Origin of the sequence: Hydrogenophaga sp. (assembly GCF_030373225.1) — a bacterium.
In the GTDB taxonomy this organism is placed as follows: Bacteria; Pseudomonadota; Gammaproteobacteria; order Burkholderiales; family Burkholderiaceae_C; genus Hydrogenophaga.
This window is the reverse complement of record NZ_JAUCZG010000001.1, coordinates 112,912-135,808: the sequence shown is the minus strand read 5'-3', so window position 1 is coordinate 135,808 and position 22,897 is coordinate 112,912. Positions and strand designations below refer to the sequence as shown.

The following is a 22,897-nucleotide window of genomic DNA, read 5'->3' as shown; positions in this document are numbered from 1 at the left end:
GCCTGTGCTTGCCTGGGTGCTGGACTGGGCTATTGAGGACATTGCCTTTGGGTGAACGATGCGCCTTGTCGCGGCCCGTTCAGGAAACCCCGCAACGCTGTGTGAGAATCCTCCCGCTCGTTCCTGCGCGGTTGCAACGGGCAGTCCAGCCAACCATCCTGAACGGAGAACAAGATGAGCGTGATGAAGGAATTCAAGGAATTTGCCGTCAAGGGCAATGTGATCGATCTCGCCGTGGGCGTGATCATCGGAGGCGCTTTCGGCAAGATCGTCTCGTCCATGGTGGAAGACGTGATCATGCCGCTGGTGGGCTCGATCTTCGGCAATCTGGACTTCACCAATCTCTATCTGGCCCTGGGCAAGGTTCCCGAAGGTACCGCCCCCACGCTGGCCGCCCTCAAGGCGGCGGGCGTGCCCACGCTGGCGTACGGCAACTTCATCACCGTGGCCATCAATTTCACCATCCTGGCCTTCATCATCTTCATCATGGTGAAACAGATCAACCGCCTCAAGCGCGAGGCCCCGCCAGAGGCGCCCGCCCCGGTGGTGACGCCCGAAGACGTGATGCTGTTGCGCGAGATCCGCGACAGCCTCAAGAAGTAGGGCCCGCTGCCAGGGCCGCGTCGATCGCTGCCAGCAGGCTGCTGGCGCTGGCGCGTCCCGTGCCGGCAATGTCAAACGCGGTCCCGTGATCGGGGCTGGTGCGCACAAAGGGAAGTCCCAATGTGGTGTTCACGCCCTCGTCGAGTCCCAACAGCTTGACGGGGATCAGGCCTTGGTCGTGGTACATCGCGACAACCACATCAAATTCACCTTGCCGGGCCCGCATGAAAACGGTGTCCGGCGCATGAGGGCCACTGGCTTCGATGCCTTCCCGCCTGGCGTCTGCCACGGCCGGAGCAATGATGTCCCGGTCTTCCCACCCGAACAGCCCGCCCTCCCCGGCATGGGGGTTCAGGCCGGCCACTGCGATGCGTGGGCGTGCCGTGCCGGTTCGTCGGCAATGCGCTTGCGTGATCCGGACCGTCTGCAACACCTGCTCGAGGGTCACGGCATCCAGCGCCTTGCGCAACGACAGGTGAATGCTCACCAGCACCGTGCTGAGACCGGGGCAACTGAGCATCATGCGCACTGGCAGGGCAGACACGGGCACGCCGAGGTGGGCGGCGCTGAGCGACTGCAACATCTCGGTGTGCCCGGGGTGGGCCACGCCCGCCGCGGCCAGGGCCTCCTTGTGGATCGGCGCAGTCACCACGGCGCGCGCCCGCCCCTGCAAAGCGGCCTGCGCTGCCCATTCGATGCAGTCAGCAGCGGCACGTCCGGCCTGCGGGCTGATGCGCCCGATCTCCACCGGCGCGGCCAGGCGACAGGCCTGCACCACAGCCATGCACCCCGACGGAACGGCTGCCAGATCCTCGATGTCGTCAATCTCTGCCACGGTCAACGGAAGAGCCCCCGTTGTCACCAGGCGCGCAGCCGATGCCAGCGTGGATGCATCACCCACCACCACGATCTGCGTTCGCAATCCGGGCCGCTCACAGAGGGCTCTGGCGATGATCTCCGGGCCAATGCCGGCAGGGTCACCCATCGTCAGCGCGATCGGTTGGCTCCGGCTTCCGGTGTGAGGGGAATGACTCATCGGCGTTCAGGCCGGGTTGTCGATGTCGATGAACACATGCTCGAGACCGAGTTGAGCCGCCACATGCGCGCCCACGGCAGCAACCCCGTAGCGCTCGGACGCGTGGTGACCGCAGGCGATGTAGGCCACTCCACATTCGCGCGCATAGTGGGCCTGCGGCTCTGAAATCTCGCCGGTGATGAAAACGTCTGCGCCGGCTGCAATGGCGGCCTCGAAATAGCCCTGGGCACCACCGGTGCACATCGCCACATGCTGCACTGGTCGATCGGGATCGGCCACCAGCGTGACGCTCCGACCCAGTTGCGCCGCCACGTGTTCGGCCAGTTCGGCGGCCGACGCTGAGGGCCGGCTCCCCATGAAACCGAGGGCCTGCTCACCGAAACGCCCACGCTCATCGGTATAGACGGTCACCCCCAGGCGGCATGCAAGCTGGGCATTGTTGCCCAGCTCGGCATGCGCATCCAGCGGCAGGTGGTAGGCGAGCAGATTGATGTCATGGGCCAGCAGACGGCTCAGGCGCTGCTTCATCCAGCCCGTGACACGGCCATCCTGCCCGCGCCAGAACAGGCCGTGGTGGACCAGCAGGGCGTCGGCCCCCTCGGCAATCGCCGCGTCGATCAATGCGCGGCTCGCCGTCACACCGCTGACCAGCTTGCGCACGCCCGCACGCCCTTCGACCTGCAGGCCGTTGGGACCGTGGTCCTTGAACCGGGCGGGCTGGAGCAACTGGTCGAGTGCCTGCGTGAGGGACTCGCGCGACACTGCAGGCGTCAAGGTGAGGTCGTTGGGCATGGGGTGAGCTTGGTCGCGGAGCGCAGCAGGAGTGGCCCATTCTGACATCTGGCCCGTTTTGCGCCCGGGCGAGGAGCGCACCACGGGCTTGAACACCGCCTGCCCGAACCCATTTGCGGGAGAATGCATGCCTCAGCCGACGCCTTGTTCCGTGCAGCGCCGAGCCCAACCCCTACCCAGCCCCCCATGAAACGACTCTGGCTCCTGTTCGCCCAAACCGTCACCGTGCTGGTGGCTGCCCTGTTCGTGGTGGCGACCCTACAGCCACAGTGGCTCGGTCGCTCGGCCTCCGTGGCATCAGTGGTGCCGGTGCTGGAAGCTGTCTCACCGGGCGCAGCGCCCACCATGGTGGAGAGTGCGGCCAGCTTTCGCAGCGCCGCGCGCGCCGCCTCTCCTGCGGTGGTGAGCATCAACACCAGCAAGGCTGCGGTCAGCGGCGCCCAGAGCGCAGACCCCTGGTTTCGCTTCTTTTTCGGCGACCAGGCCCAGAGCCAGCCGCAAACCGGCCTGGGCTCCGGTGTGATCGTGAGTCCCGCGGGCTACGTTCTCACGAACAACCACGTGATTGAAGAAGCGGATGAAATCGAGGTGATCCTCAATGACGGGCGCAAGAGCGCGGCCAAGGTGATCGGCACCGACCCTGAAACCGATCTGGCCATCCTGAAGATCGAGCTCGCCGGCCTGCCTGTGATCACGCTGGGAAACTCGGACGCACTCGAGATCGGTGATCAGGTGCTGGCCATCGGCAATCCGTTTGGCGTGGGACAAACCGTCACCAGCGGGATCGTCAGCGCACTCGGCCGCACGCAACTGGGCATCAACACCTTCGAAAACTTCATTCAGACCGACGCCGCCATCAACCCCGGCAATTCGGGCGGTGCGTTGGTTGATATCAACGGGCACCTGATGGGCATCAACACGGCCATCTACTCGCGCTCGGGCGGCTCGATGGGCATCGGATTCGCCATTCCCACTTCGACCGCGCGCAACGTGCTGGACGCCATCGTTCGAGACGGCCAGGTCACGCGCGGCTGGATCGGCGTCGAGCCGCAGGACCTCACGCCCGAACTGGCAGAGAGCTTCGGGCTCGAGCCGGGAGCGGGTGTGGTGATCACGGGCGTGCTGCAAAACGGTCCTGCCGCTCAGGCCGGCATTCGCCCGGGTGACGTCATCACGGCAGTGGCCGGAATGCCTGTGGCCAGCGTGCCTCAATTGCTCTCGGCAGTGGCCGCGCTCCAGCCAGGCACGGCATCGCCGCTGGACGTCACCCGTCGCGATGGCAAATTGCAGATTCAGGTCACCCCCGGGCGCCGCAACGTCGCACGCCAGGCAACCGCGCGCTGAACCAGATCAGGACGCCGACTCTTTCTCGGCGGCCTCGGCTTCCGTGGGCGCGGAGGCCTTGACGAACCACTGAGAACCCCAGATTCCGATTTCATACAGGATGCACATGGGCACCGCGAGTGCCAGCTGGGAAATCACGTCCGGTGGCGTGACCACCGCTGCAATCACAAAGGCCACCACGATGAAGTAGCCGCGGAATTCCTTGAGCTTTTGCACCGTGACCATGTTCATCTTCACCAGCAGGACCACCACGATGGGCACCTGGAAGGCCAGTCCGAAGGCCAGGTACAGCGAGAGGATGGCTTCGACATAGGACGCGATGTCGGGTGTGGCAGCCACGCTGGCGGGCGTGAACTGCTGAATGAAGCCGAACATCTTGTCCAGCACGAAGAACTGCACGAAACCAATGCCCACATACGCCAGCAAGCTGCCCAGCACGATCAGCGGAATGGCGAAACGCTTTTCGTGGCTGTACAGCCCGGGTGCCACGAAAGCCCACACCTGGTACATCCACCAGGGCAGCGACAGCAGCAGCGCCGCCATGGCCAGCACCTTGATCGGCACAAAGAACGGCGAGAAAACGCCCACCGCAATCAGCTTGGCGTCCGGGGGCATGTGGGCACGGATGGGCACCGCGATCAGGTCGATCAACCCGCTCGGGCCAGGCCAGAATGCCAGCAGGCCCATGCAGATCGCCAGGCCGATCACGCCATAGAGCAGCCTGTTGCGCAGCTCCATGAGGTGCTGCACAAACGGTTGTTCTGAACCGGCGAGTTCGTCGGTGGTTTTTTCGGTGTCTGACATCAGCGGGGAGCGGAAGAGGAGCGAGGCCGGAATCGGGCCACGCGGGCCGCACCGGATTGGGTGCGGGTGCGCACACCGGTGCGGGCCTTGAACCACTGGGGCATGGCTTTCTGCTTGAGCCGCCAGTTCTTTTTCGGGTGCTTGTAGACCGGGGGCTCGAACGAGCCCAGGGTGTCGCTGGATCCGTACGAGCCGCTGCTGCCGTCGAGTCCGGCGGTGGCTTCAGACCAGGACTTCTCAAAGTCGGTCGCGCTGCTTTGCACCGACTGTTCGACGTCACGGGCCGCGCTGGTCACCGAGTCCTTCATCTTCTTGAGCTCTTCGAGCTCCATGGAGCGACTCACCTCGGATTTGACATCGGCCACATAGCGCTGCGCCTTCCCCAGCAAGGCACCCACCGTGCGTGCGACACGCGGGAGTTTCTCGGGACCGATGACGATCAGCGCCACCGCCCCGATGAGGGCGAGTTTGGAAATGCCCAGATCAATCATGTATTGGCCATCCTGCGGGCGGGTTCTGGCTCGGTCCGAGCCTGGGGGCGGGCGCTCGGGCAGCGATGGTGGTCACCGCAGCGCCAATGGAGGAATTCAGCTTTTCTGCTTGGCTTCGACGTCGATGGCATTCTTGTCAGCACGGGTTTCCTGGGTCACCTGGCCCGGGGCCGCACCATTGGCATCGGCGGGGTTTTGGCCCCCTTCCTTGATGCCGTCCTTGAAGCCCTTGACTGCGCCGCCAAGGTCGGAGCCGATGTTTTTGAGTTTCTTCGTGCCGAAGACCATCACCACGATGAGCAGCACGATGAGCCAGTGCCAGATAGAAAACGAACCCATGGTTTACTCCAGATATTGAGGAATGGCGCAGTGCGCTGTGGGTGGGATTCTAAGCCCGGACAGGAGTTCAAGCCCCTTGCGCGGTCAATCGCGCGCAACGGGCCGGCAAGCCTGCAGCCACGTGGACTGCCGTCAGCCGCGCAACCAGGGTCGCGGGCCGCCCATGACATGCACATGGAGGTGCTGAACCTCCTGCCCGCCCTCGGTACCGGTGTTGCACACCATGCGAAACCCCCCTTCGGGATATGGGTTGCAGCCCTGCTCCAGGGCCAGCCGGGGTGCGAGCACCATCATGCGCCCCATGAGTCGCTCGTGCTCAGGCTCCAGTTGGGCCATTGAAGCAAGGTGCTGTTTGGGCACCAGCAAAAAATGGACGGGTGCCCAAGGGTGGATGTCGTGAAAAGCAAAAAGGTCCTCGTCCTCGTAGACTTTTCGGGACGGAATCTTTCCCGCGATGATCTTGCAGAAGAGGCAGTTGGGGTCGTGTGCTGTCATGGCATTGAAGCATTCAGTCCGGCATGGCGAGGCTGGCGTTCATTCGAACCATGCCCTTGACAATGCGGTAGAGGAACCAGATGGAAATGAGCCCCCAGGCGATCCAGCCCGGGATGAAGAACAGCAGCCACAGGGGAAGGGTCACCAGATACAGCACGGCGGCCCAGATCACGGTGCGAATGCGCCAGGCGAAATGGCTGGCCTGCCAGGTCCCGTCGGCATCGCCTTTTTTCACCAGATCGATGACCAGCGCCACGATCAGCAGGGCCACGCCCGGCTGGGTGGCGGGCAGCACGGCACCCACGGCCACGATGAGGTGAAGGATGTAACTGAACCAGCCCACGCTCTTGAGAGACTGGGCCCGCTCGCTGTCGATCGGCTCGACGTCGGTGATCTCGCTCATGGCGGTGTCCTTTCAGTGGTCTTCGGGTCCGGGGGCTGCCTCGCGCGCCAGCACCTTGCGCATGGCTTTCTCTTCCAGGCCGCTCAAGCCCTCGCGCCGCACCAGTTCGCTCACCACATCAGCAGGGCCGAGGTTGTAATGCGCCAGTGCGATCATGCAATGGAACCAGAGGTCTGCGGTTTCGTTCACCAGCTTCTGCGGATCGCCGCCGTGGTCCAGATCCTTGGCGGCCATCACGGCCTCGGTGGCTTCTTCGCCGATTTTCTTGAGGAAGCTGTCGGGCCCTTTGTGGAGCAGCCGGGCCACATAACTCTTCTCAGGATCGCCCCCGTTGGCAGGCTTGCGGCTTTCGATCACGGCGGCCAGGCGCGTGAGGTCGTCGGTGGGGTTCATCGCTGGCTCACTTGTAGATCGATTCAGGGTCTTTGAGCACGGGTTCGACGGATTGCCACTGGTCCTTGTCCAGACGCTGGTGGAAGCAGCTGTGCCGCCCGGTGTGACACGCAATGCCGGGCTCGTGCCCGAGCTGTGTGACCTTGAGCAGCACCACGTCGTTGTCGCAGTCCAGGCGCATGTCGTGCACCGTCTGGACATGGCCCGACTCTTCGCCCTTGAACCACAAGCGGTTGCGCGAGCGGCTGAAATACACGGCGCGGCCCAGCTCGGCGGTCTTCTGCAACGCCTCGCGGTTCATCCAGGCCAACATGAGCACGTCGCCCGTGACCTGCTCTTGCGCGATCACGGGCACGAGGCCCTGCGCGTCCCATTTCACATCGTCCAACCAGTTCATTCGAGGAATCTACCATGGGCATTTGCACGGTCCAGGGACGCAGGCAACAAAGCCGCTACGATGAAGCCGGTTCTGACAAGACCGACACCACCCAGAAGCTTGCCACTGCGCGGCCCCGCGCACAGGAACCACCATGAAAATCCGCACACTGCTTCTCATTCTTTTCATCCTGTTGGTCGCAGGCTTCGTGGCGCTCAACTTCGCACAGATCCTGCAACCCACCGCCTTGAATTTCGGCTTCACCGAAGTGCAGGCTCCGCTGGGATTGGTGCTGCTTGCCATGCTCGCCGTGGTGCTGATCGTGTTTCTCGCCGCGCTGGTCTACCAGCAGACCACGCACATGATGGAGGTGCGCCGCGTCACCCGCGAAGCCACCGAGCAACGCAACCTCGCCGACAAGGCCGAGTCTTCGCGCTTCACCGAGCTGCGAACCTATCTGCAGGCCGAGATGCAGGCGACCGCCGCGCGGGAAATCGACCTGGCTGAAAAGCTGCACCTGAAGGTGGACCGCCTTCAGCTCGCCATGACCGAAGTGATCGAGCAGAACGGCAACGGCCTGAGTGCCAGCCTGGGCGAACTGGAAGACCGCCTGGAGCGGCAGTTCCAGCCTCGCAGCGATCGCGGCTGAGGCCGTCCACTCAGAGCCGTACCGGAATCCCGCGCTCGGCCATGCGTGCCTTGGCCTGGGCCACGGTGAACTCTCCGTAGTGGAAGATGCTGGCCGCCAGCACGGCGTCGGCACCCCCTTGCTGCACGCCATCGGCCAGGTGGTCGAGCGTGCCCACCCCGCCGGAGGCGATCACCGGCACATCCACCGCATCGGCCACGGCGCGGGTCAGGGCCAGGTCAAAACCGGACTTGGTGCCGTCGCGGTCCATGCTGGTGAGCAGGATCTCGCCAGCGCCGTGTTCGGCCATCTGCCGGGCCCAGCTCACGGCATCCAGGCCGGTGTTCTTGCGACCGCCATGGCTGTAGACGTCCCAGCCCTCTCCCCGCAAGGCGAGGTCTTCACCATGGCGTCGCTTGGCGTCGATGGCCACCACAATGCACTGCGAACCGTATTTGGCCGACGCGTCGCGGATCACCTGCGGATGGGCGATGGCGGCCGAGTTGAAGCTGGTCTTGTCGGCGCCTGCATTGAGCAAACGGCGCACGTCCTCGACCGTGCGCACCCCGCCACCGACCGTCAGCGGGATGAAGACCTGGGAAGCGACCGCCTCGATGATGTGCAGGATCAGGTCGCGGCCGTCGGAAGTGGCCGTGATGTCGAGGAAGGTGAGTTCATCGGCTCCCTGCTCGTTGTAACGGGCTGCGATCTCCACCGGATCCCCGGCGTCGCGCAACTCGACGAAGTTGACACCCTTGACGACGCGACCGCCGGTCACGTCGAGACAGGGAATGATGCGTTTGGCGAGCATGTCAGGCCGCAGCGCCAGGCTGCGCTCTTTCGAGGAGCGGTGAAGTCAGGGTGTGAGCCGCCTGGCTGCGGACCCTGCTAGCCATTGAGGTCATCGGCCAACAGCTGCGCGGCCTCGAAATCAAGGTCTCCGCTGTAGATGGAACGCCCGCAGATCACGCCCTCCACGCCTTCATCTTCGACCGCGCAGAGCGCGCGAATGTCTTCGAGATTGGACAGTCCTCCCGATGCGATGACCGGGATCGAGAGGGCCTGTGCCAGCTTGACCGTGGCTTCGATGTTGATGCCCGAGAGCATGCCGTCGCGCCCGATGTCGGTGTAGATCACCCCCTCGACGCCGTAGTCCTCGAACTTCTTGGCCAGATCCACCACCTCGTGGCCGGTGAGCTTGCTCCAGCCGTCGGTGGCCACCTTGCCGTCCTTGGCGTCCAGACCAACGATGATGTGGCCGCCGAAGGCCGTGCAGGCATCCTGCAGGAAACCAGGGTTCTTCACCGCAGCCGTGCCGATGATCACGTATCGCAGACCAGCGTCGAGGTAGCGTTCGATGGTGTCGAGGTCCCGGATCCCGCCGCCAAGCTGCACATCCACCTCGGAGCCCACTTCTTTGAGGATGGCCCGAATCGCCTGCTCGTTCTTCGGCTTGCCGGCGAAGGCCCCGTTCAGGTCCACCAGGTGCACGCGGCGCGCGCCCTTGTCGACCCAGCTGCGCGCGATGGCCGCCGGGTCCTCGCCGAACACGGTGGATTGGTCCATGTCGCCCTGTTTGAGGCGAACACACTGGCCGTCTTTCAGATCAATGGCAGGAATCAGCAGCATGATGGTTTGAGGAAAGGCCTAGGGGTTCCAGGAGAGGAAGTTGCGGTAAAGCGCCAGCCCCTGGTCGGCGCTTTTTTCGGGGTGAAACTGGGTGGCAAAGATGTTGTCCCGGGCGATCGCAGCAGCGAAGCGGCCTCCATAGTCGGCTTCGCCCACGCAGTGCGAGGCCTGTGCAGGCCGAGCATAAAAGCTGTGCACGAAATAAAAATAGGAGCCATCCCTGATACCGGCCCACAGCGGGTGCACCGGGCGGCCGAGGTCGTGGAACACCGGATTCCAGCCCATCTGGGGCACCTTGAAACGGCTGCCATCGGCCTGCAGTCGGCCTTCAAGCCGAAACCGCACCACCTCGCCAGGGATCAGGCCCAGGCCGTCGGTCGGCCCTTCTTCGCTGCGGTCGAGCAGCATCTGCATGCCCACACAGACACCGAACAGCGGTTTGTTGGCGGCGGCGTGCAACACGGCGTCTTTCAGGCCGGAGGCGGCGAGCTCGTTCATGCAGTCGGCCATGTGGCCTTGACCGGGCAGCACCACACGGTCGGCGTCCAGCACGTCTTGCGCGCGCGAGGTGACCAGCACCTCGACGTCTTCGCTGCGCGCCACATGCTGCACGGCTTGCGACACGGAGCGCAGGTTGCCGCTGCCGTAGTCCACCACGGCGACTGTCTTGCGTTTCATGGCCGGGGAAGGGTTACAACGAACCTTTGGTCGAGGGAATCACGTCGCCCATGCGCGGATCGCGCTCCAGCGCCATGCGCAGGGCGCGCGCAAATGCCTTGAACACGGTTTCGGCCTGATGGTGGGCGTTCTCGCCGTGCAGGTTGTCGATGTGCAGGGTGACACCCGCGTGGTTGACGAAGCCCTGGAAGAATTCAAATGCGAGCTGGGTGTCGAAGCCGCCGACCATGCCGCTTTTGAACGGCACGCGCATGTGCAGGCCCGGACGGCCGGAGAAGTCGATGACGACGCGCGAGAGCGCTTCATCGAGGGGAACATAAGCGTGCCCGTAGCGGCGAATGCCCTTTTTGTCGCCCACCGCCTGCGCAAAGGCCTGGCCGAGCGTGATGCCCACGTCTTCCACCGTGTGGTGGCCGTCGATGTGCAGGTCGCCCACGGCGTTGATCTCGAGGTCGATCAAGCCATGGCGGGCAATCTGGTCGAGCATGTGGTCAAAAAAGCCGATGCCGGTGACCAGGGTGGCGGCACCGGTGCCGTCGAGGTTCACACGCACGCCGATCTGCGTTTCCGAGGTGTTGCGTTGCACGAACGCGACGCGGTCAAAGGGTCCTGCGGGGGCGGATGCGGAAGGCGTGGAGGTCATGGAGGGGTCTGAAGGGCGCGGATCAGCAGGGCATTCTCCGACGGTGTGCCCACCGTCAGCCGCAGACAGTGAGTCAGCAGTGGGTGCATTCTAGAAACATTCTTCACCAGAATGCCCTGGGCCTTGAGCTTGTCAAAACAACGTTGCGCATCAGGCACACGCACCAGCACCATGTTGGCCTGGCTGGGGAAGGCTTGAAAGCCCGGTATCCGGTGCAAGGCCTCGAGCAAGACCGCACGCTGCTCGCAGATCTGCAACGCCTGCTGCGCGAACACTTCGGCATGCTCGAGCGCGAACAGCGCGCACTCGGCATTGAGCACGCTCACGTTGTAGGGCGGGCGCAGCTTGTCGATTTCCTGCACCAGTGCCTGTGGCCCGAGCATGTAGCCCAGGCGCACGCCGGCCAGGCCGAACTTGGAGAGCGTGCGCATGAGCAGCACATTGGCATTGGCCAACGGATCCGAACGGATCTCGTCGATCCAGCTGCTGCTGGAGAACGGCTGGTAGGCCTCGTCCATCACCACCAGGCCGCCGAAACTGCCCGCCTCGGCGATCAGGCGGCGAATGGTGTCGGCACTCCACAGGTTGGCCGTGGGGTTGTTGGGATAGGCGATGTAGGTGATGGCGGGCTTGTGCTCACGCATCGCAGCCAGCATGGCGGTCTCATCGAGTTCGAAGTCGGTCGTGAGCGGCACACCCACAAACTTCAAACCCTGCAGCTGCGCGCTCATGGCATACATCACAAAACCCGGCAACGGCGCCAGCACGGTCGCACCCGGCAGGTCGCAGGCCAGGGTCAGCAGCGAAATCAGTTCGTCCGAACCATTGCCGAGCATCAGGCTGCAGCCGGCGGGCAGGTCCACGTAGCGGGCCAGCGCGACCTTCAGATCGTCGATGCGCGGGCCAGGGTAGCGGTTCACCGCCACGGCGCCCAGGCGGGTACCGAGCGCAGCCTGCAACCCGGGCGGCAATGCGAACGGGTTTTCCATCGCGTCGAGTTTGACCATGCCGGCAGCGTCCTGCACCGCGTAGGCATGCATGGACTGCACGTCCTGGCGGATCACGCCCAGTGGATTCACGCTCATCGGAAAACCTCCGTGCTGCGCGCTGCGGTGCGAGCCGGCTTGGGGCGACCCGGCGCGGCGCTCAAAGGGCACCTCGCATCGGTGGCACCTTGTCCAGGCGCATCTCGGCGGCTCGGGCATGGGCTTGAAGGCCTTCGCCGTAAGCCATCTCGGCGGCAATGAGGCCCAGACTCTGTGCGCCGGCCTGGCTCACCTCGATCAGGCTGCTGCGCTTCTGGAAGTCGTACACGCCCAGCGGCGAGCTGAAGCGTGCCGTGCCGCTGGTGGGCAGCACGTGGTTGGGTCCGGCGCAGTAGTCACCCAGGCTTTCGCTGGTGTAAGCCCCCAGGAAAATGGCGCCGGCATGTTTGAGCAGCGGCTCCCAGCGGTGCGGCTCGCTGCTCGACACTTCGAGGTGCTCGGGCGCGATGCGGTTGCTGATGGCGCAGGCCTCTTCCATGCTGCGTGTGTGGATCAGGGCCCCGCGGAAGTTGAGGCTCCGGGCGATGATGGCTGCACGCGGCAGGGTCGGCAGCAGGCGGTCGATGGCGGCCTGCACCGCCTCGATGTAGGCGGCATCGGGGCACAGCAGGATGCTCTGCGCCAGTTCGTCGTGCTCGGCCTGGCTGAACAGGTCCATCGCCACCCACTCGGCCGGCGTGCTGCCATCGGCCAGCACCAGGATCTCGCTCGGACCCGCGATCATGTCGATGCCCACGATGCCGAACACGCGCTTCTTGGCACTGGCCACGTAGGCGTTGCCCGGCCCGGTGATCTTGTCGACCTTGGGCACGGTGGCCGTGCCGTAGGCGAGTGCGGCCACAGCCTGCGCGCCGCCGATGGTGAAGGCCCGGGTGACGCCGGCCACATGCGCAGCTGCCAGCACCAGCGGGTTCTTCTCGCCGCGGGGCGTGGGCACCACCATGATGATTTCGGCCACACCGGCCACATGGGCGGGAATCGCATTCATCAACACGCTCGACGGATACGCGGCCTTGCCGCCGGGCACGTAGATGCCCACACGGTCCAGCGGCGTGACCTTCTGGCCCAGCAGCGTGCCGTCTTCGTCCCGGTAGCTCCAGCTCTCGCCACCGGCCTTTTTCTGTGCTTCGTGATAACTGCGCACCCGTCGGGCCGCGGCTTGCAGGGCGTTGCGCTGCGCATCGGGCAAACCGTCGAAGGCGGCCAGGAGCTCGGCCTGGGTGAGCTCCAGTTGGTCAAGGTTCGACACATCAAGGCCATCAAAACGGGCTGTGTATTCCAGCACCGCCGCATCGCCACGCGATTTCACGTCCTGCAGGATGCCGGACACCCGCTCTTCGATCGCACCATCGGTCTCGGCCGACCAGTGCAGCCGGGCGGCAAACTGCGCCTCGAAGTCTGCAGCGGAGGTGGACAGGCGGGCGGGACGGGCGTTGAAGGTCATGCGCGGGAGCTTTGTTCGATAGCCTGGGCGAAGGCATTGATGATCGGGCGGATGGCCGCCTGCTTGAGCTTGAGCGAGGCCTGGTTGACCACCAGGCGCGCGCTGATGTCCATGATGCGTTCGACTTCGACCAGATGGTTGGCCTTGAGCGTGTTGCCGGTGGACACCAGGTCGACGATGGCGTCGGCCAGACCGGTGAGCGGGGCGAGCTCCATGCTTCCGTAGAGCTTGATCAGGTCCACGTGCACGCCCTTGCCGGCAAAGAATTCACGGGCGATCTGCGTGTACTTGGTGGCCACCTTCAGGCGAGAGCCCTGGCGCACCGCCGATGCGTAATCGAAATCCGCGCGCACGGCCACGCTGACGCGGCAGCGTGAGATGTTGAGATCGAGCGGCTGGTACAGGCCCTGGCCACCGTGTTCGATCAAGGTGTCCTTGCCGGTCACGCCCAGGTCGGCGCCACCGTGCTCCACGTAGGTCGGCACGTCGCTGGCGCGCACCAGCACCACCCGTACCTGCGGGTTGCTGGTGGCAAGGATCAGCTTGCGCGACTTCTCGGGGTCTTCGAGCACCTCGATGCCCGCGGCCTTGAGCAGCGGCAAGGTCTCGTCGAAGATGCGGCCTTTGGACAGGGCGAGGGTGATCATGGCGACTCCCGCCGGGCGGCCCCGAGGGAGGCGCGCGCCCCCTTGGGAGGCAGTGAACGGAATGAACGTGGGGGCAGTTTCATTTCACCCTCTCGATGTCGGCGCCGATGCCGCGCAGTTTTTCTTCCATCTGGTCGTAGCCCCGGTCGAGGTGGTAGATCCGGTCGACGACGGTTTCACCGTCGGCCACCAGGCCGGCGATCACCAGGCTGGCCGAAGCCCGCAGGTCGGTGGCCATGACGGTGGCGCCCGACAGCCGCTGGATGCCCTCCACCACGGCGACCTTGCCATCGGTCTGGATGCGTGCGCCCAGGCGCACCAGCTCGTTGACATGCATGAACCGGTTTTCAAAGATGGTCTCGGTCACCTTGCTCGTGCCTTCGGCGATGCAGTTGAGCACCATGAACTGCGCCTGCATGTCGGTGGGGAAGCCCGGGTACTCGGTGGTGCGAAAGCTCTGGGCCTTCAGGCGGCCCGTGGCCCGCACACGGATGAAATCGCCACCGCTGTCCTTGCCGGCTTCGATGTCGGCGCCGGCCTCGTGCAGCTTGTCGATCACCGCATCGAGGTGGTCGGCCCGGCCATGGCGCAAGACCACGTCACCACCGGTCGCGGCCACCGCGCACAGAAACGTGCCGGTCTCGATGCGGTCGGCCACCACCTGGTGGGTGCAGCCGTGCAGACGGTCCACGCCCTGGATGTGGATGCGGCTGGTGCCATGGCCTTCGATCTTCGCGCCCATGGCGATCAGCATCTGGGCCAGATCGCCGATCTCGGGTTCCTGGGCCGCGTTCTCCAGCAGCGTCTCGCCTTCGGCCAGTGCCGCGGCCATCAGGAAATTCTCGGTGCCGGTGACGGTCACCATGTCGGTGGCGATGCGCGCGCCGTGCAGGCGCGTCTTGCCCGCAGGCAGCCTGGCGACCATGTAGCCGTGCTCGACCACGATCTCGGCCCCCATCGACTGCATGCCCTTGATGTGCTGGTCCACCGGGCGCGACCCGATGGCGCAGCCGCCCGGCAGCGAGACGCGGGCGTGGCCGAAGCGCGCCAGCAGCGGTCCGAGCACCAGCACGGAGGCGCGCATGGTCTTGACCAGCTCGTACGGTGCGACGGCCTGGATCGGGTCGGCCGCCTGCAGCGTGATGCCGCCCCGCTCGCCGTGGGTCTGCGTCTGTACCCCCATGTTGTCGAGCAGCTGGCGCATGGTGGCCACGTCGCGCAGGCGCGGCAGGTTGTTCAGCGTCACCGGGTCTTCGGTGAGCAATGCGGCGCACAACTCGGGCAATGCGGCGTTCTTGGCGCCCGAGATGGTCACCTCGCCCTGCAGGGTCCGGCCGCCGGTGATTCGGAGTTTGTCCATGCCTGGCGATCTGTTCAGGGTTGGGCCGCCCACTCGGCGGGTGTGTAGGTCTTCATCGACAAGGCGTGCACCTCGTCGCTCTGGATGCGCTCACCCAGCGTGCCGTAGACGGCCTGGTGGCGCTTGATCAGGCGCAGCCCTTCAAACGCCGGCGAGACGATCACGGCGGCCCAGTGGCGCCCGTCACCGGTGACTTCGAGGTGTTCGCACGGCAGGCCGGCGGCGATGAGCGATTGCAGTTGTTCAGCGGTCATGTCGTGTTTCAGTGACGGATTTTGTAGCCGGTCTTGAGCAGGTGCAGCGCGATGGCACTCACCACGGTCAACGCACCGCCGACCAGGCCCAGGCTGATCCAGGGCGAGACGTCGCTCACGCCGAAAAAGCCATAGCGAAAGCCGTCGATCATGTAGAAGAACGGGTTGAGGTGGCTCACCGTCTGCCAGAACTCGGGCAGGGAGTGAATCGAGTAGAACACGCCCGAGAGGAAGGTCATGGGCACGATGATGAAGTTCTGGAATGCCGCCATCTGATCGAACTTTTCGGCCCAGAGCCCAGCGATCAGCCCGAGCGCGCCGAGCAATGCAGCACCCATGAAACCAAAGGCAAGTATCCACAGCGGTGCGACCAGGGAAGGCTGCGCGAACCACCAGGTGACCGCCATCACCCCGGCGCCCACGGCCAGCCCGCGCACGATGGAAGAGCCGACATAGGCCACGAACCAGGCGCGGTGGGACAGCGGCGTGAGCAGCAGGAACACCAGGTTGCCCATGATCTTGCTCTGCACCAACGAGGACGAGCTGTTGGCAAAGGCGTTTTGCAGCACGCTCATCATGACCAGGCCGGGCAACAGAAAGGCGGTGTAGCTCACCGAGTCGTAGACCTGCACCCGGTCTTCGAGCACGTGACCAAAGATCATCAGGTAGAGGATGGCGGTGATCACCGGCGCGGCCACGGTCTGGAAGCCGACCTTCCAGAAGCGCAGCACTTCCTTGTAGAAAAGGGTCTGCCAGCCCGTCATGCCGGTCCCGCCCCCACGCTCGTCACAGGGTGTGCTGCGCTGCCCGCCGGGGGGGCTGAACCGGCCTGGAGCGGCCCGGTGGCGGGCCGTGCTCCAGCCCCGGTCAGGTCCAGGAACACGTCTTCGAGATCGGCCTTGCGAATCTCGATGTCTTCAGGAACCACACCGGCCTCGCGCAAGCGCGTCAGGATGCGTTCGACCGCCAGCGCGTCGTTGGCCGGCAGCTGCACCACGCGACCGGTGATGCGTGCCTGCACGGCCAGCTCGGGCGGCAGCGCTCTGTCGCTCTTGAAGCGCAACACGTTGGATGCCGCGCGCGACAGCAGCGCAGACGTCGATTCGAGAGCCACCACCCTGCCCTGCTTGAGCATGGCGATGCGCCCGCACAGCGCCTCGGCTTCTTCAAGATAGTGGGTGGTCAGCAGCACGGTGCTGCCCAGTCGCTTGTTGAGATCGGAGATGAATTGCCACAGGGTCTGGCGCAACTCCACGTCCACGCCGGCGGTGGGTTCGTCGAGCACGATCACCGGCGGCTTGTGAACCAGGGCCTGAGCAATCAGCACCCGTCGCTTCATGCCGCCCGAGAGCTGGCGCATGTTGGCATTGGCCTTGTCTGTGAGGCCCAGACCTTCAAGCAGTTCGTCGATCCATGCATCGTTGCGCTGGATGCCGAAATAGCCGGACTGGATGCGCAGCGCCTCGCGCACATTGAAAAAAGGGTCGAACACGAGTTCCTGGGGCACCACGCCCAACTGGCGGCGCGCGGCCTGGTAATCGGTCTGCACGTCGCTGCCGTGCACCAGCACGCGGCCCTCGGTGGCGCGGGCCAGACCGGCCAGGATGCTGATCAGCGTGGTCTTGCCCGCGCCGTTGGGCCCGAGCAGACCGAAAAACTCCCCGGCCTCGACGTCGAACGACACCGACTGCAGTGCCTGCACGGCGCCGCGCGAAGACGGATAGAGTTTGGAAACGTTTTGGAAGGAAACTGCGGGCATGCGCGGGTGACAACACGGAGGCCGGCGGCACACAGGACATCTGTCGGCCGCCGGGCAACCGCGTATTTTAGGCCCGCCAGGGTGTCCGCACTGCGGGCAGGTCAAGCCCGGGGCCCGAAGGCAAGGTGACCGCCCTTCAGGGCGCGAGCAGCTCGCCCACGCCGTACAGACCCATGAGGTCCTCCAGACGGCGCGGCCAGTGGGTCACCTGCAGGGTTTTGCCATCGGCGCGCAGCAGCCGGCGCAGTTCGAGCAGCACCGCCACCGCCGACGAATCGAACACGCGAAGCTGGCTGGCATCGACGACCACCACGGGGCCGGCCTGCAGTTCGAGCGCCAGCTTGAGGTCCACAAGGGTCTTGCCCGCTTCAGCCAGCGTGATCTCGACCGGCAGCGCCGCCGCGGGTGCGGCCATGGTCTGGGTGCTTGTCACGGGGTCAGCTGGTTTTGGCCACGTTGGACTTGTTGCGCTGCACCAGCGAGGCAATCAACCCGTCGATCCCCTTGGCGCTGATTTCCTGCGCAAACTGGGTGCGGTAGGTTTCTACCAGCCAGACGCCGAGCACGTTGATGTCGTAGATCTTCCAGCCACCAGCGGTCTTCTCCAGGCGGTAGTCCAGCTGGATCGGGTCGCCCTTGCCGCGCACTTCGGAACGCACGATCACCTCGGTGTCTTCAGGCTTGGAGCGCATCGGCTTGAAGGTCACGGTCTGGTCTTTCACCTCGCCGAGTGCACCGGAATAGGTGCGCACCAGGAGTATCTTGAATTCGTCCTGGAGCTGCTTTTGCTGCTCGGGGGTGGCCTGACGCCAGAAACGGCCCACGGCCGCAGAGGTCATGCGGTTGAAATTCACGCTGGGCAGGATCTTGGCGTCCACCAGGGCCACGATCCGGTTCACGTCGCCCGCCTGGATGGCGGGGTCTGCCTTCACCGACGCCAGCACGTCGCTGGAGATGCGCTTGACGAGCGCATCGGGTGCCTCGTCCTGCGCCATGGCGGGCAAGGACATCGCTGCGGCGGTGATCACGAGGGCAGAGAGCCAGGAGCGGCGTTTCATCATGGTTGTTTTCCTTTTGAGGGCAATGGCCCGGCTGCAGAAGATGCAGCGTAAGTCATCAGAGCCGCAGAAACATGAAGCAGTTCCACTGCAGACGTTGCGAGACGTATCGGCGCCTCACTGCTCGCCGTCACCCAGGCCGATGCCTTTGTCGATCAGGTCATCGATCTGGCTTTGACGACGGTTGAGATAAAAATCGCGGGTGAAGCTGTATTTGTCGAGCGCGGCCTCTTCCAGCACCGACGAAGCGCGCAGCAGGCCGGCCCGGGTGTCGACCACGCGCAGGGCGGTCAGAGAGTTGCGGGCCGACCTGTCGTTCAGGCCCGACACCGGGTCCACGCTCATGTCCACCAGCAAACCGGTGCCGTCGCGCACCGATGACGGACCGAAGATCGGCAGCACCAGGTAAGCGCCGGACGGCGCACCCCACCGACCCAGGGTCTGTCCGAAATCAAGGCGGGTGCGCGGAATGCCGACTTCGGTGGCGATGTCGAGCAGACCTCCCAGGCCAAGCACGGTGTTGACACTGAACCGCATCAGGTTTTCGGTGGCTTCGCGTGGCCGCAGCTGGAACGCCGCATTCGCCGACGACCAGAGGTCGCCGATGTTGCTGAAGAAATTGTTCACGCCGGTCTGCACCGGGCTGGGCGTGACATCCTTGTACGCCGTGGCCACGGGCTTCAGAACCGCCGTGTCCACCGCGTCATTGAAACGGTACACGCCTCGATTCAAGGGCTCGAGCGGGTCACGCGGGTTGGCGTCGGGACCGGTTGCACAGCCGGTGAGCACGGCCAGCGCCAGGGCACTGACCAACACGGTCGGTGACCGGGCTGGCGTGGAAAGATGGTGTGTCATGTTGAACCCCCTGGGCAGTTCGCCCGAATTGTTGTTGCCGCAATGCCCAGCATTCTTGTCGCGTTGCGGCGTCTTGTCCCGACGCGGCGCCAAAAGCCCCGTCGGGCCTACTCGGCGGGCTTGGGGTCGGCGCCATCAGCCGCCCGGCTGAACAGGAACTGGCTGATCAGGTTTTCCAGAATCACCGCCGACTGGGTCTGCGTGATCACCGCGCCGTCGGTGATGTTCTCCAGCGCGCCACCGGGCTCGATGCCGATGTACTGCTCGCCCAGCAGCCCGGTGGTGAGGATCTTCAGCGAACTGTCCTTGGGAAACGCATAGCGGGATTCCAGCGCCAGCGTGATGTTGGCCTGGAATGTCGTGTCGTCAAAGGTGATGGACTCCACACGTCCCACCACCACGCCGGCACTGCGCACGGCGGCCTTGGGCTTGACGCCGCCGGCATTGTCGAAACGGCCCACCACCTGGTAGGTTTTTTCGAAGTTCAGGCTCAGCAGGTTGGCCGACTGCAGGGCGAGGAACAGGAGCGCGGCCGCCCCGATCAGCACGAACAGGCCGACCCAGATGTCGTTTTTTGAAGTTTGCATGGTGGTCTCCACTGGAGGATGTGGCTGTCGGGTTCTCAGATGCTGAACATCGTGGCGGTGAGGATGAAGTCCAGTGCCAGCACGGTCAGCGACGCCATCACCACGGTGCGGGTGGTGGCGCGCGAAACGCCTTCCGGGGTGGGGTGCGCACTGTAGCCCTGGAGCAAGGCGATGAAGGTGACGGCAAATCCGAACACCACGCTCTTGACGACGCCATTGCCCACATCGGCCCAGACGTCGACGCCTGCCTGCATCTGGCTCCAGAAGGCACCACCATCCAGACCGAGCATGAGCACGCCGACGACCCAGCCGCCGATCACGCCGACCGCGCTGAAGATGGCAGCGAGCAGGGGCATCACGATCACGCCGGCCCAGAACCGGGGGGCCAGCACGCGGCGCACCGGATCGACCGCCATCATTTCCATGGCACTGAGTTGCTCGCCCGCCTTCATGAGGCCGATTTCGGCCGTGAGCGATGTGCCGGCTCGCCCGGCAAACAGCAGTGCCGTGATCACCGGCCCCAGCTCACGCACCAGTGAGAGCGTGACCAGCAGTCCCAGGGCTTCGGTGGCACCGTAGATGCGCAGCGTGTAGTAGCCCTGCAGACCCAGCACGAAACCGACGAACAGGCCGGAGACCCCGATGATGGCCAGCGAATGGTTGCCCAGAAAGTGGATCTGGTCGCGCAGGAGCACCGGACGACGCAGGGCAGCGCCCACCAGCAGCAGCAGCCGGGCCATCAGACGCGTGCCGGTGCCGATGTCGATGACCTGGCGGCGCACCGTCAGGCCCAGCCGGGCCAGCCACGCGGCCGTCATGTGTGCTCCTGGTGGTCGGCCAGCTTGCCGTTGCCGAAGTCTTCTTCGAGACTGGGGCCTGGATGATGAAAGCGCACCGGGCCATCGGGCAAGGCATTGACGAACTGTTTGACCAGCGGATCCTCGCTCTGGCGCACCTCGTCCGGTGTCCCCTGCGCGGCGATCCGGCCGTTGGCCAGCACGATGACCCGGTCGGCGATGTGAAACGTTTCGTCCAGATCGTGCGAGACCACGATGCTGGTGAGCCCCATGGCGTCGTTGAGCTGGCGGATCAGGCGTGCGGCGGTGCCCAGCGAAATCGGATCCAGACCGGCGAAGGGTTCGTCGTACATCACCAGCTCGGGGTCGAGCGCAATCGCGCGCGCCAGCGCCACGCGCCTGGCCATGCCGCCGGACAGCTCGCTGGGCATGAGATCGCGCGCGCCGCGAAGGCCCACCGCGTTGAGCTTCATCAGCACGATGTCGCGCACCAGAGCGTCCGGCAGCTGGGTGTGTTCGCGCAGCGGGAAGGCCACGTTGTCGAACACGCTCATGTCGGTGAACAGGGCGCCAAACTGGAACAGCATGCCCATGCGCCGGCGCGCGCCATACAGGGCTTCGGCGCGCATGGTGGTGATGTCCTGCCCATCGAACAGGGTCTGGCCCTGGCGGGCGCGGATCTGCCCCCCGATGAGGCGCAACACGGTGGTCTTGCCACCGCCGGACGCGCCCATGAGCGCCGTGACCTTGCCGCGGGGCACGGTCAGCGTGACGTTGTCGAGGATGGCGCGCTCACCGTAACCGAAGGTCAGGTTGCGCAATTCGACCAGTGGAGGTGGGTTTTCGATGGGCATCAAACAAAAACCGGGCAGTGGGTGCCCGGGTTTTGAATGATAAGGGATTCGGGGTAAACCCGACTTCAGTCGGGCCGCACCGGATTCAACGCGGCAGGTCGGAGAAGCCCATCAGGAATTCGTCGACCGAGCGCGCGGCCTGGCGGCCCTCCCGGATCGCCCACACCACCAGGCTCTGGCCACGGCGCATGTCGCCAGCGGCGAACACCTTGGGCACGTTGGTGGCATAACCGCCGGTGAACTCGGTGCTGGCCTTGGCGTTGCCACGGCCATCCTTGTCCACACCGAAGGCGTCGAGGATGCTCGCCACCGGGTTCACGAAACCCATGGCCAGCAGAACCAGGTCGGCCTTGTATTCCTTTTCGGTGCCTGGAATCTCCACCAGCTTGCCATCCTTCATTTCGACATGCACCGTGGTCAGGCCGGTGACCTTGCCCTTTTCACCCTTGAACGCCTTGGTGGAAATGGCGAACTCGCGCTGCAGGATGCCCTTCTCGGCGCTTTCGTCGTGGCTGGAGCTGGTGCGCAGCTTCAGCGGCCAGTAGGGCCACACCAGGGGCTTGTTTTCATGCTCGGGTGGCTGCGGCATGACTTCGAACTGGGTGACGCTCACGGCGCCGTGCCGGGTGCTCGTGCCCACGCAGTCGGAGCCGGTGTCGCCGCCGCCGATCACGATCACGTGCTTGCCGTCGGCGCGCAACTGGCCTTTGAGCTTGTCGCCGGCATTGACCTTGTTTTGCTGTGGCAGGAACTCCATCGCAAAGTGCACACCCTCGAGCTCGCGGCCAGGCACCGGCAGATCCCGGCTCTGTTCGGAACCACCGGTGAGCAGCACGGCGTCGAATGCCTGGTGCAGTTGCTCGGGTGTGATCGTCTCCCGGGCCCAGTTGGTGACCTTGCTGTCCTTGGGCAGCGTGCCGACCATCACACCGGTGCGGAACACCACGCCCTCGGCCTCCATCTGCGCCACGCGGCGATCGATGTGGATCTTTTCCATCTTGAAGTCGGGAATGCCGTAGCGCAACAGGCCGCCCACGCGGTCGTTCTTCTCGAACAGCGTCACGTCGTGGCCGGCGCGCGCGAGCTGCTGTGCCGCGGCCATGCCGGCCGGGCCGGAGCCGACCACGGCCACCTTTTTTCCGGTCTTGTGGCGCGGCGGCTGCGGCTGCACCCAGCCCTCGGCCCATGCGCGGTCGATGATGGCGTGTTCGATCGACTTGATGCCCACCGCGTCGTCGTTCACATTGAGCGTGCAGGCGGCCTCGCAAGGCGCGGGGCAAATGCGCCCGGTGAATTCAGGGAAGTTGTTGGTGCTGTGCAGAACCGTGATGGCGTTCTTCCAGTCGCCCTGGTACACGAGGTCGTTGAAGTCGGGAATGATGTTGTTGACCGGGCAACCGCTGTTGCAGAATGGCGTGCCGCAGTCCATGCAGCGCGCCGCCTGCACCTTGGCCTGCTGGTCATCAAGACCGATGACGAATTCCTTGTAGTGCTTCAGGCGCTCAGGCACGGGCTTGTAGCCCTCTTCCAGGCGCTCGTATTCCATGAAGCCGGTGACTTTTCCCATGATGCGTGTCCTTCG

The 22,897-nt window shown here is 64.8% G+C and carries 30 protein-coding genes; 3 read left to right on the top strand and 27 right to left on the bottom strand.

The genetic code is table 11. From position 1 onward, the window contains the following. Positions 1 to 174: 174 nt before the first annotated feature. A complete protein-coding gene (mscL, locus tag QUV35_RS00675) occupies positions 175 to 603 on the top strand; it encodes a large conductance mechanosensitive channel protein MscL (protein WP_300870189.1) in 429 nt (142 codons plus the stop codon). Here mscL and pdxA read toward each other — a convergent pair. Next, on the bottom strand, positions 593 to 1,639 hold the full coding sequence (pdxA, locus tag QUV35_RS00670) for a 4-hydroxythreonine-4-phosphate dehydrogenase PdxA (protein ID WP_300870188.1): 1,047 nt from the start codon (positions 1,637 to 1,639) through the stop codon (positions 593 to 595). The genes mscL and pdxA overlap by 11 nt on opposite strands. A gap of 6 nt (positions 1,640 to 1,645) precedes the next feature. Then, a complete protein-coding gene (locus QUV35_RS00665; RefSeq protein ID WP_300870187.1) occupies positions 1,646 to 2,431 on the bottom strand; it encodes a Nif3-like dinuclear metal center hexameric protein in 786 nt (261 codons plus the stop codon). Positions 2,432 to 2,617: 186 nt separating this feature from the next. Between QUV35_RS00665 and QUV35_RS00660 the strand changes: the two genes are divergently transcribed. Next, entirely contained in the window at positions 2,618 to 3,775 is a 1,158-nt protein-coding gene (locus tag QUV35_RS00660) for a Do family serine endopeptidase (RefSeq protein WP_300870186.1), read from the top strand. A gap of 6 nt (positions 3,776 to 3,781) precedes the next feature. On the opposite strand, the gene tatC is transcribed toward QUV35_RS00660, so the two are convergent. From tatC to hisI, 7 genes are all read right to left on the bottom strand, one after another. Further along, the gene (gene tatC, locus QUV35_RS00655) at positions 3,782 to 4,579 is read right to left on the bottom strand and encodes a twin-arginine translocase subunit TatC (protein WP_300870185.1); all 798 of its coding nucleotides are present in this window, start codon (positions 4,577 to 4,579) and stop codon (positions 3,782 to 3,784) included. Further along, positions 4,579 to 5,070: a Sec-independent protein translocase protein TatB gene (tatB, locus tag QUV35_RS00650; protein WP_300870184.1), complete on the bottom strand. Its 492-nt coding sequence runs from the start codon at positions 5,068 to 5,070 to the stop codon at positions 4,579 to 4,581. Before tatB ends, tatC begins: the two co-directional genes overlap by 1 nt. 96 nt (positions 5,071 to 5,166) lie before the next feature. Beyond that, a complete protein-coding gene (gene tatA, locus QUV35_RS00645) occupies positions 5,167 to 5,409 on the bottom strand; it encodes a Sec-independent protein translocase subunit TatA (RefSeq protein ID WP_300870183.1) in 243 nt (80 codons plus the stop codon). A 132-nt stretch (positions 5,410 to 5,541) separates the two neighbouring features. Further along, positions 5,542 to 5,904: a histidine triad nucleotide-binding protein gene (locus tag QUV35_RS00640; protein ID WP_300870182.1), complete on the bottom strand. Its 363-nt coding sequence runs from the start codon at positions 5,902 to 5,904 to the stop codon at positions 5,542 to 5,544. 13 nt (positions 5,905 to 5,917) lie between these two features. Continuing rightward, complete coding sequence (locus QUV35_RS00635; protein WP_300870181.1) at positions 5,918 to 6,307, bottom strand: hypothetical protein; 390 nt, start codon at positions 6,305 to 6,307, stop codon at positions 5,918 to 5,920. A gap of 12 nt (positions 6,308 to 6,319) precedes the next feature. Then, on the bottom strand, positions 6,320 to 6,700 hold the full coding sequence (locus tag QUV35_RS00630; RefSeq protein WP_300870180.1) for a phosphoribosyl-ATP diphosphatase: 381 nt from the start codon (positions 6,698 to 6,700) through the stop codon (positions 6,320 to 6,322). Between the two features lie 7 nt (positions 6,701 to 6,707). Continuing rightward, positions 6,708 to 7,106 carry a phosphoribosyl-AMP cyclohydrolase gene (hisI, locus tag QUV35_RS00625; protein WP_300870314.1) on the bottom strand — a complete coding sequence of 133 codons (399 nt, stop codon included), beginning with the start codon at positions 7,104 to 7,106 and terminating at the stop codon, positions 6,708 to 6,710. 124 nt (positions 7,107 to 7,230) lie between these two features. Between hisI and QUV35_RS00620 the strand changes: the two genes are divergently transcribed. Continuing rightward, on the top strand, positions 7,231 to 7,725 hold the full coding sequence (locus tag QUV35_RS00620) for a LapA family protein (protein WP_300870179.1): 495 nt from the start codon (positions 7,231 to 7,233) through the stop codon (positions 7,723 to 7,725). 10 nt (positions 7,726 to 7,735) lie between these two features. Here the strand turns inward: QUV35_RS00620 and hisF are convergent, their stop codons facing one another. The 18 genes from hisF to QUV35_RS00530 form a co-directional block, all read right to left on the bottom strand. After that, entirely contained in the window at positions 7,736 to 8,515 is a 780-nt protein-coding gene (gene hisF, locus QUV35_RS00615) for an imidazole glycerol phosphate synthase subunit HisF (protein WP_300870177.1), read from the bottom strand. A gap of 77 nt (positions 8,516 to 8,592) precedes the next feature. Continuing rightward, positions 8,593 to 9,333, bottom strand: coding sequence for a 1-(5-phosphoribosyl)-5-[(5-phosphoribosylamino)methylideneamino]imidazole-4-carboxamide isomerase (gene hisA, locus QUV35_RS00610; RefSeq protein ID WP_300870176.1), 741 nt, complete (start codon positions 9,331 to 9,333; stop codon positions 8,593 to 8,595). An 18-nt stretch (positions 9,334 to 9,351) separates the two neighbouring features. Next, on the bottom strand, positions 9,352 to 10,011 hold the full coding sequence (gene hisH, locus QUV35_RS00605) for an imidazole glycerol phosphate synthase subunit HisH (RefSeq protein WP_300870175.1): 660 nt from the start codon (positions 10,009 to 10,011) through the stop codon (positions 9,352 to 9,354). Positions 10,012 to 10,024: 13 nt separating this feature from the next. Continuing rightward, positions 10,025 to 10,654: an imidazoleglycerol-phosphate dehydratase HisB gene (hisB, locus tag QUV35_RS00600; protein WP_300870174.1), complete on the bottom strand. Its 630-nt coding sequence runs from the start codon at positions 10,652 to 10,654 to the stop codon at positions 10,025 to 10,027. Beyond that, entirely contained in the window at positions 10,651 to 11,739 is a 1,089-nt protein-coding gene (gene hisC, locus QUV35_RS00595; RefSeq protein ID WP_300870173.1) for a histidinol-phosphate transaminase, read from the bottom strand. The genes hisB and hisC overlap by 4 nt, the downstream gene beginning before the upstream one ends. A 61-nt stretch (positions 11,740 to 11,800) precedes the next feature. After that, positions 11,801 to 13,144 carry a histidinol dehydrogenase gene (gene hisD / locus QUV35_RS00590; RefSeq protein ID WP_300870172.1) on the bottom strand — a complete coding sequence of 448 codons (1,344 nt, stop codon included), beginning with the start codon at positions 13,142 to 13,144 and terminating at the stop codon, positions 11,801 to 11,803. After that, positions 13,141 to 13,791 carry an ATP phosphoribosyltransferase gene (hisG, locus tag QUV35_RS00585; protein WP_300870171.1) on the bottom strand — a complete coding sequence of 217 codons (651 nt, stop codon included), beginning with the start codon at positions 13,789 to 13,791 and terminating at the stop codon, positions 13,141 to 13,143. Before hisG ends, hisD begins: the two co-directional genes overlap by 4 nt. 79 nt (positions 13,792 to 13,870) lie before the next feature. Continuing rightward, positions 13,871 to 15,151 (bottom strand): UDP-N-acetylglucosamine 1-carboxyvinyltransferase, encoded by a 1,281-nt coding sequence (murA, locus tag QUV35_RS00580; RefSeq protein ID WP_300870170.1) that lies wholly within the window; start codon positions 15,149 to 15,151, stop codon positions 13,871 to 13,873. Positions 15,152 to 15,165: 14 nt separating this feature from the next. Next, positions 15,166 to 15,405 (bottom strand): BolA family protein, encoded by a 240-nt coding sequence (locus QUV35_RS00575; protein ID WP_300870168.1) that lies wholly within the window; start codon positions 15,403 to 15,405, stop codon positions 15,166 to 15,168. Between the two features lie 8 nt (positions 15,406 to 15,413). Continuing rightward, positions 15,414 to 16,169: an ABC transporter permease gene (locus QUV35_RS00570; protein ID WP_300870167.1), complete on the bottom strand. Its 756-nt coding sequence runs from the start codon at positions 16,167 to 16,169 to the stop codon at positions 15,414 to 15,416. Beyond that, the gene (locus QUV35_RS00565) at positions 16,166 to 17,164 is read right to left on the bottom strand and encodes an ABC transporter ATP-binding protein (protein WP_300870166.1); all 999 of its coding nucleotides are present in this window, start codon (positions 17,162 to 17,164) and stop codon (positions 16,166 to 16,168) included. The genes QUV35_RS00570 and QUV35_RS00565 overlap by 4 nt, the downstream gene beginning before the upstream one ends. A 136-nt stretch (positions 17,165 to 17,300) precedes the next feature. After that, a complete protein-coding gene (locus tag QUV35_RS00560; protein ID WP_300870165.1) occupies positions 17,301 to 17,597 on the bottom strand; it encodes an STAS domain-containing protein in 297 nt (98 codons plus the stop codon). A gap of 4 nt (positions 17,598 to 17,601) precedes the next feature. Then, positions 17,602 to 18,222 carry a phospholipid-binding protein MlaC gene (locus tag QUV35_RS00555; RefSeq protein WP_300870313.1) on the bottom strand — a complete coding sequence of 207 codons (621 nt, stop codon included), beginning with the start codon at positions 18,220 to 18,222 and terminating at the stop codon, positions 17,602 to 17,604. Between the two features lie 117 nt (positions 18,223 to 18,339). Next, positions 18,340 to 19,077 carry a VacJ family lipoprotein gene (locus tag QUV35_RS00550; RefSeq protein ID WP_300870164.1) on the bottom strand — a complete coding sequence of 246 codons (738 nt, stop codon included), beginning with the start codon at positions 19,075 to 19,077 and terminating at the stop codon, positions 18,340 to 18,342. Positions 19,078 to 19,184: 107 nt separating this feature from the next. Further along, entirely contained in the window at positions 19,185 to 19,664 is a 480-nt protein-coding gene (gene mlaD / locus QUV35_RS00545; RefSeq protein ID WP_300870163.1) for an outer membrane lipid asymmetry maintenance protein MlaD, read from the bottom strand. 35 nt (positions 19,665 to 19,699) lie between these two features. Then, entirely contained in the window at positions 19,700 to 20,482 is a 783-nt protein-coding gene (gene mlaE, locus QUV35_RS00540) for a lipid asymmetry maintenance ABC transporter permease subunit MlaE (protein WP_300870162.1), read from the bottom strand. Further along, positions 20,479 to 21,315, bottom strand: coding sequence for an ABC transporter ATP-binding protein (locus QUV35_RS00535; RefSeq protein WP_300870161.1), 837 nt, complete (start codon positions 21,313 to 21,315; stop codon positions 20,479 to 20,481). The genes mlaE and QUV35_RS00535 overlap by 4 nt, the downstream gene beginning before the upstream one ends. Before the next feature lie 85 nt (positions 21,316 to 21,400). Beyond that, positions 21,401 to 22,882 carry a glutamate synthase subunit beta gene (locus tag QUV35_RS00530; RefSeq protein ID WP_300870160.1) on the bottom strand — a complete coding sequence of 494 codons (1,482 nt, stop codon included), beginning with the start codon at positions 22,880 to 22,882 and terminating at the stop codon, positions 21,401 to 21,403. Positions 22,883 to 22,897: the final 15 nt, after the last annotated feature.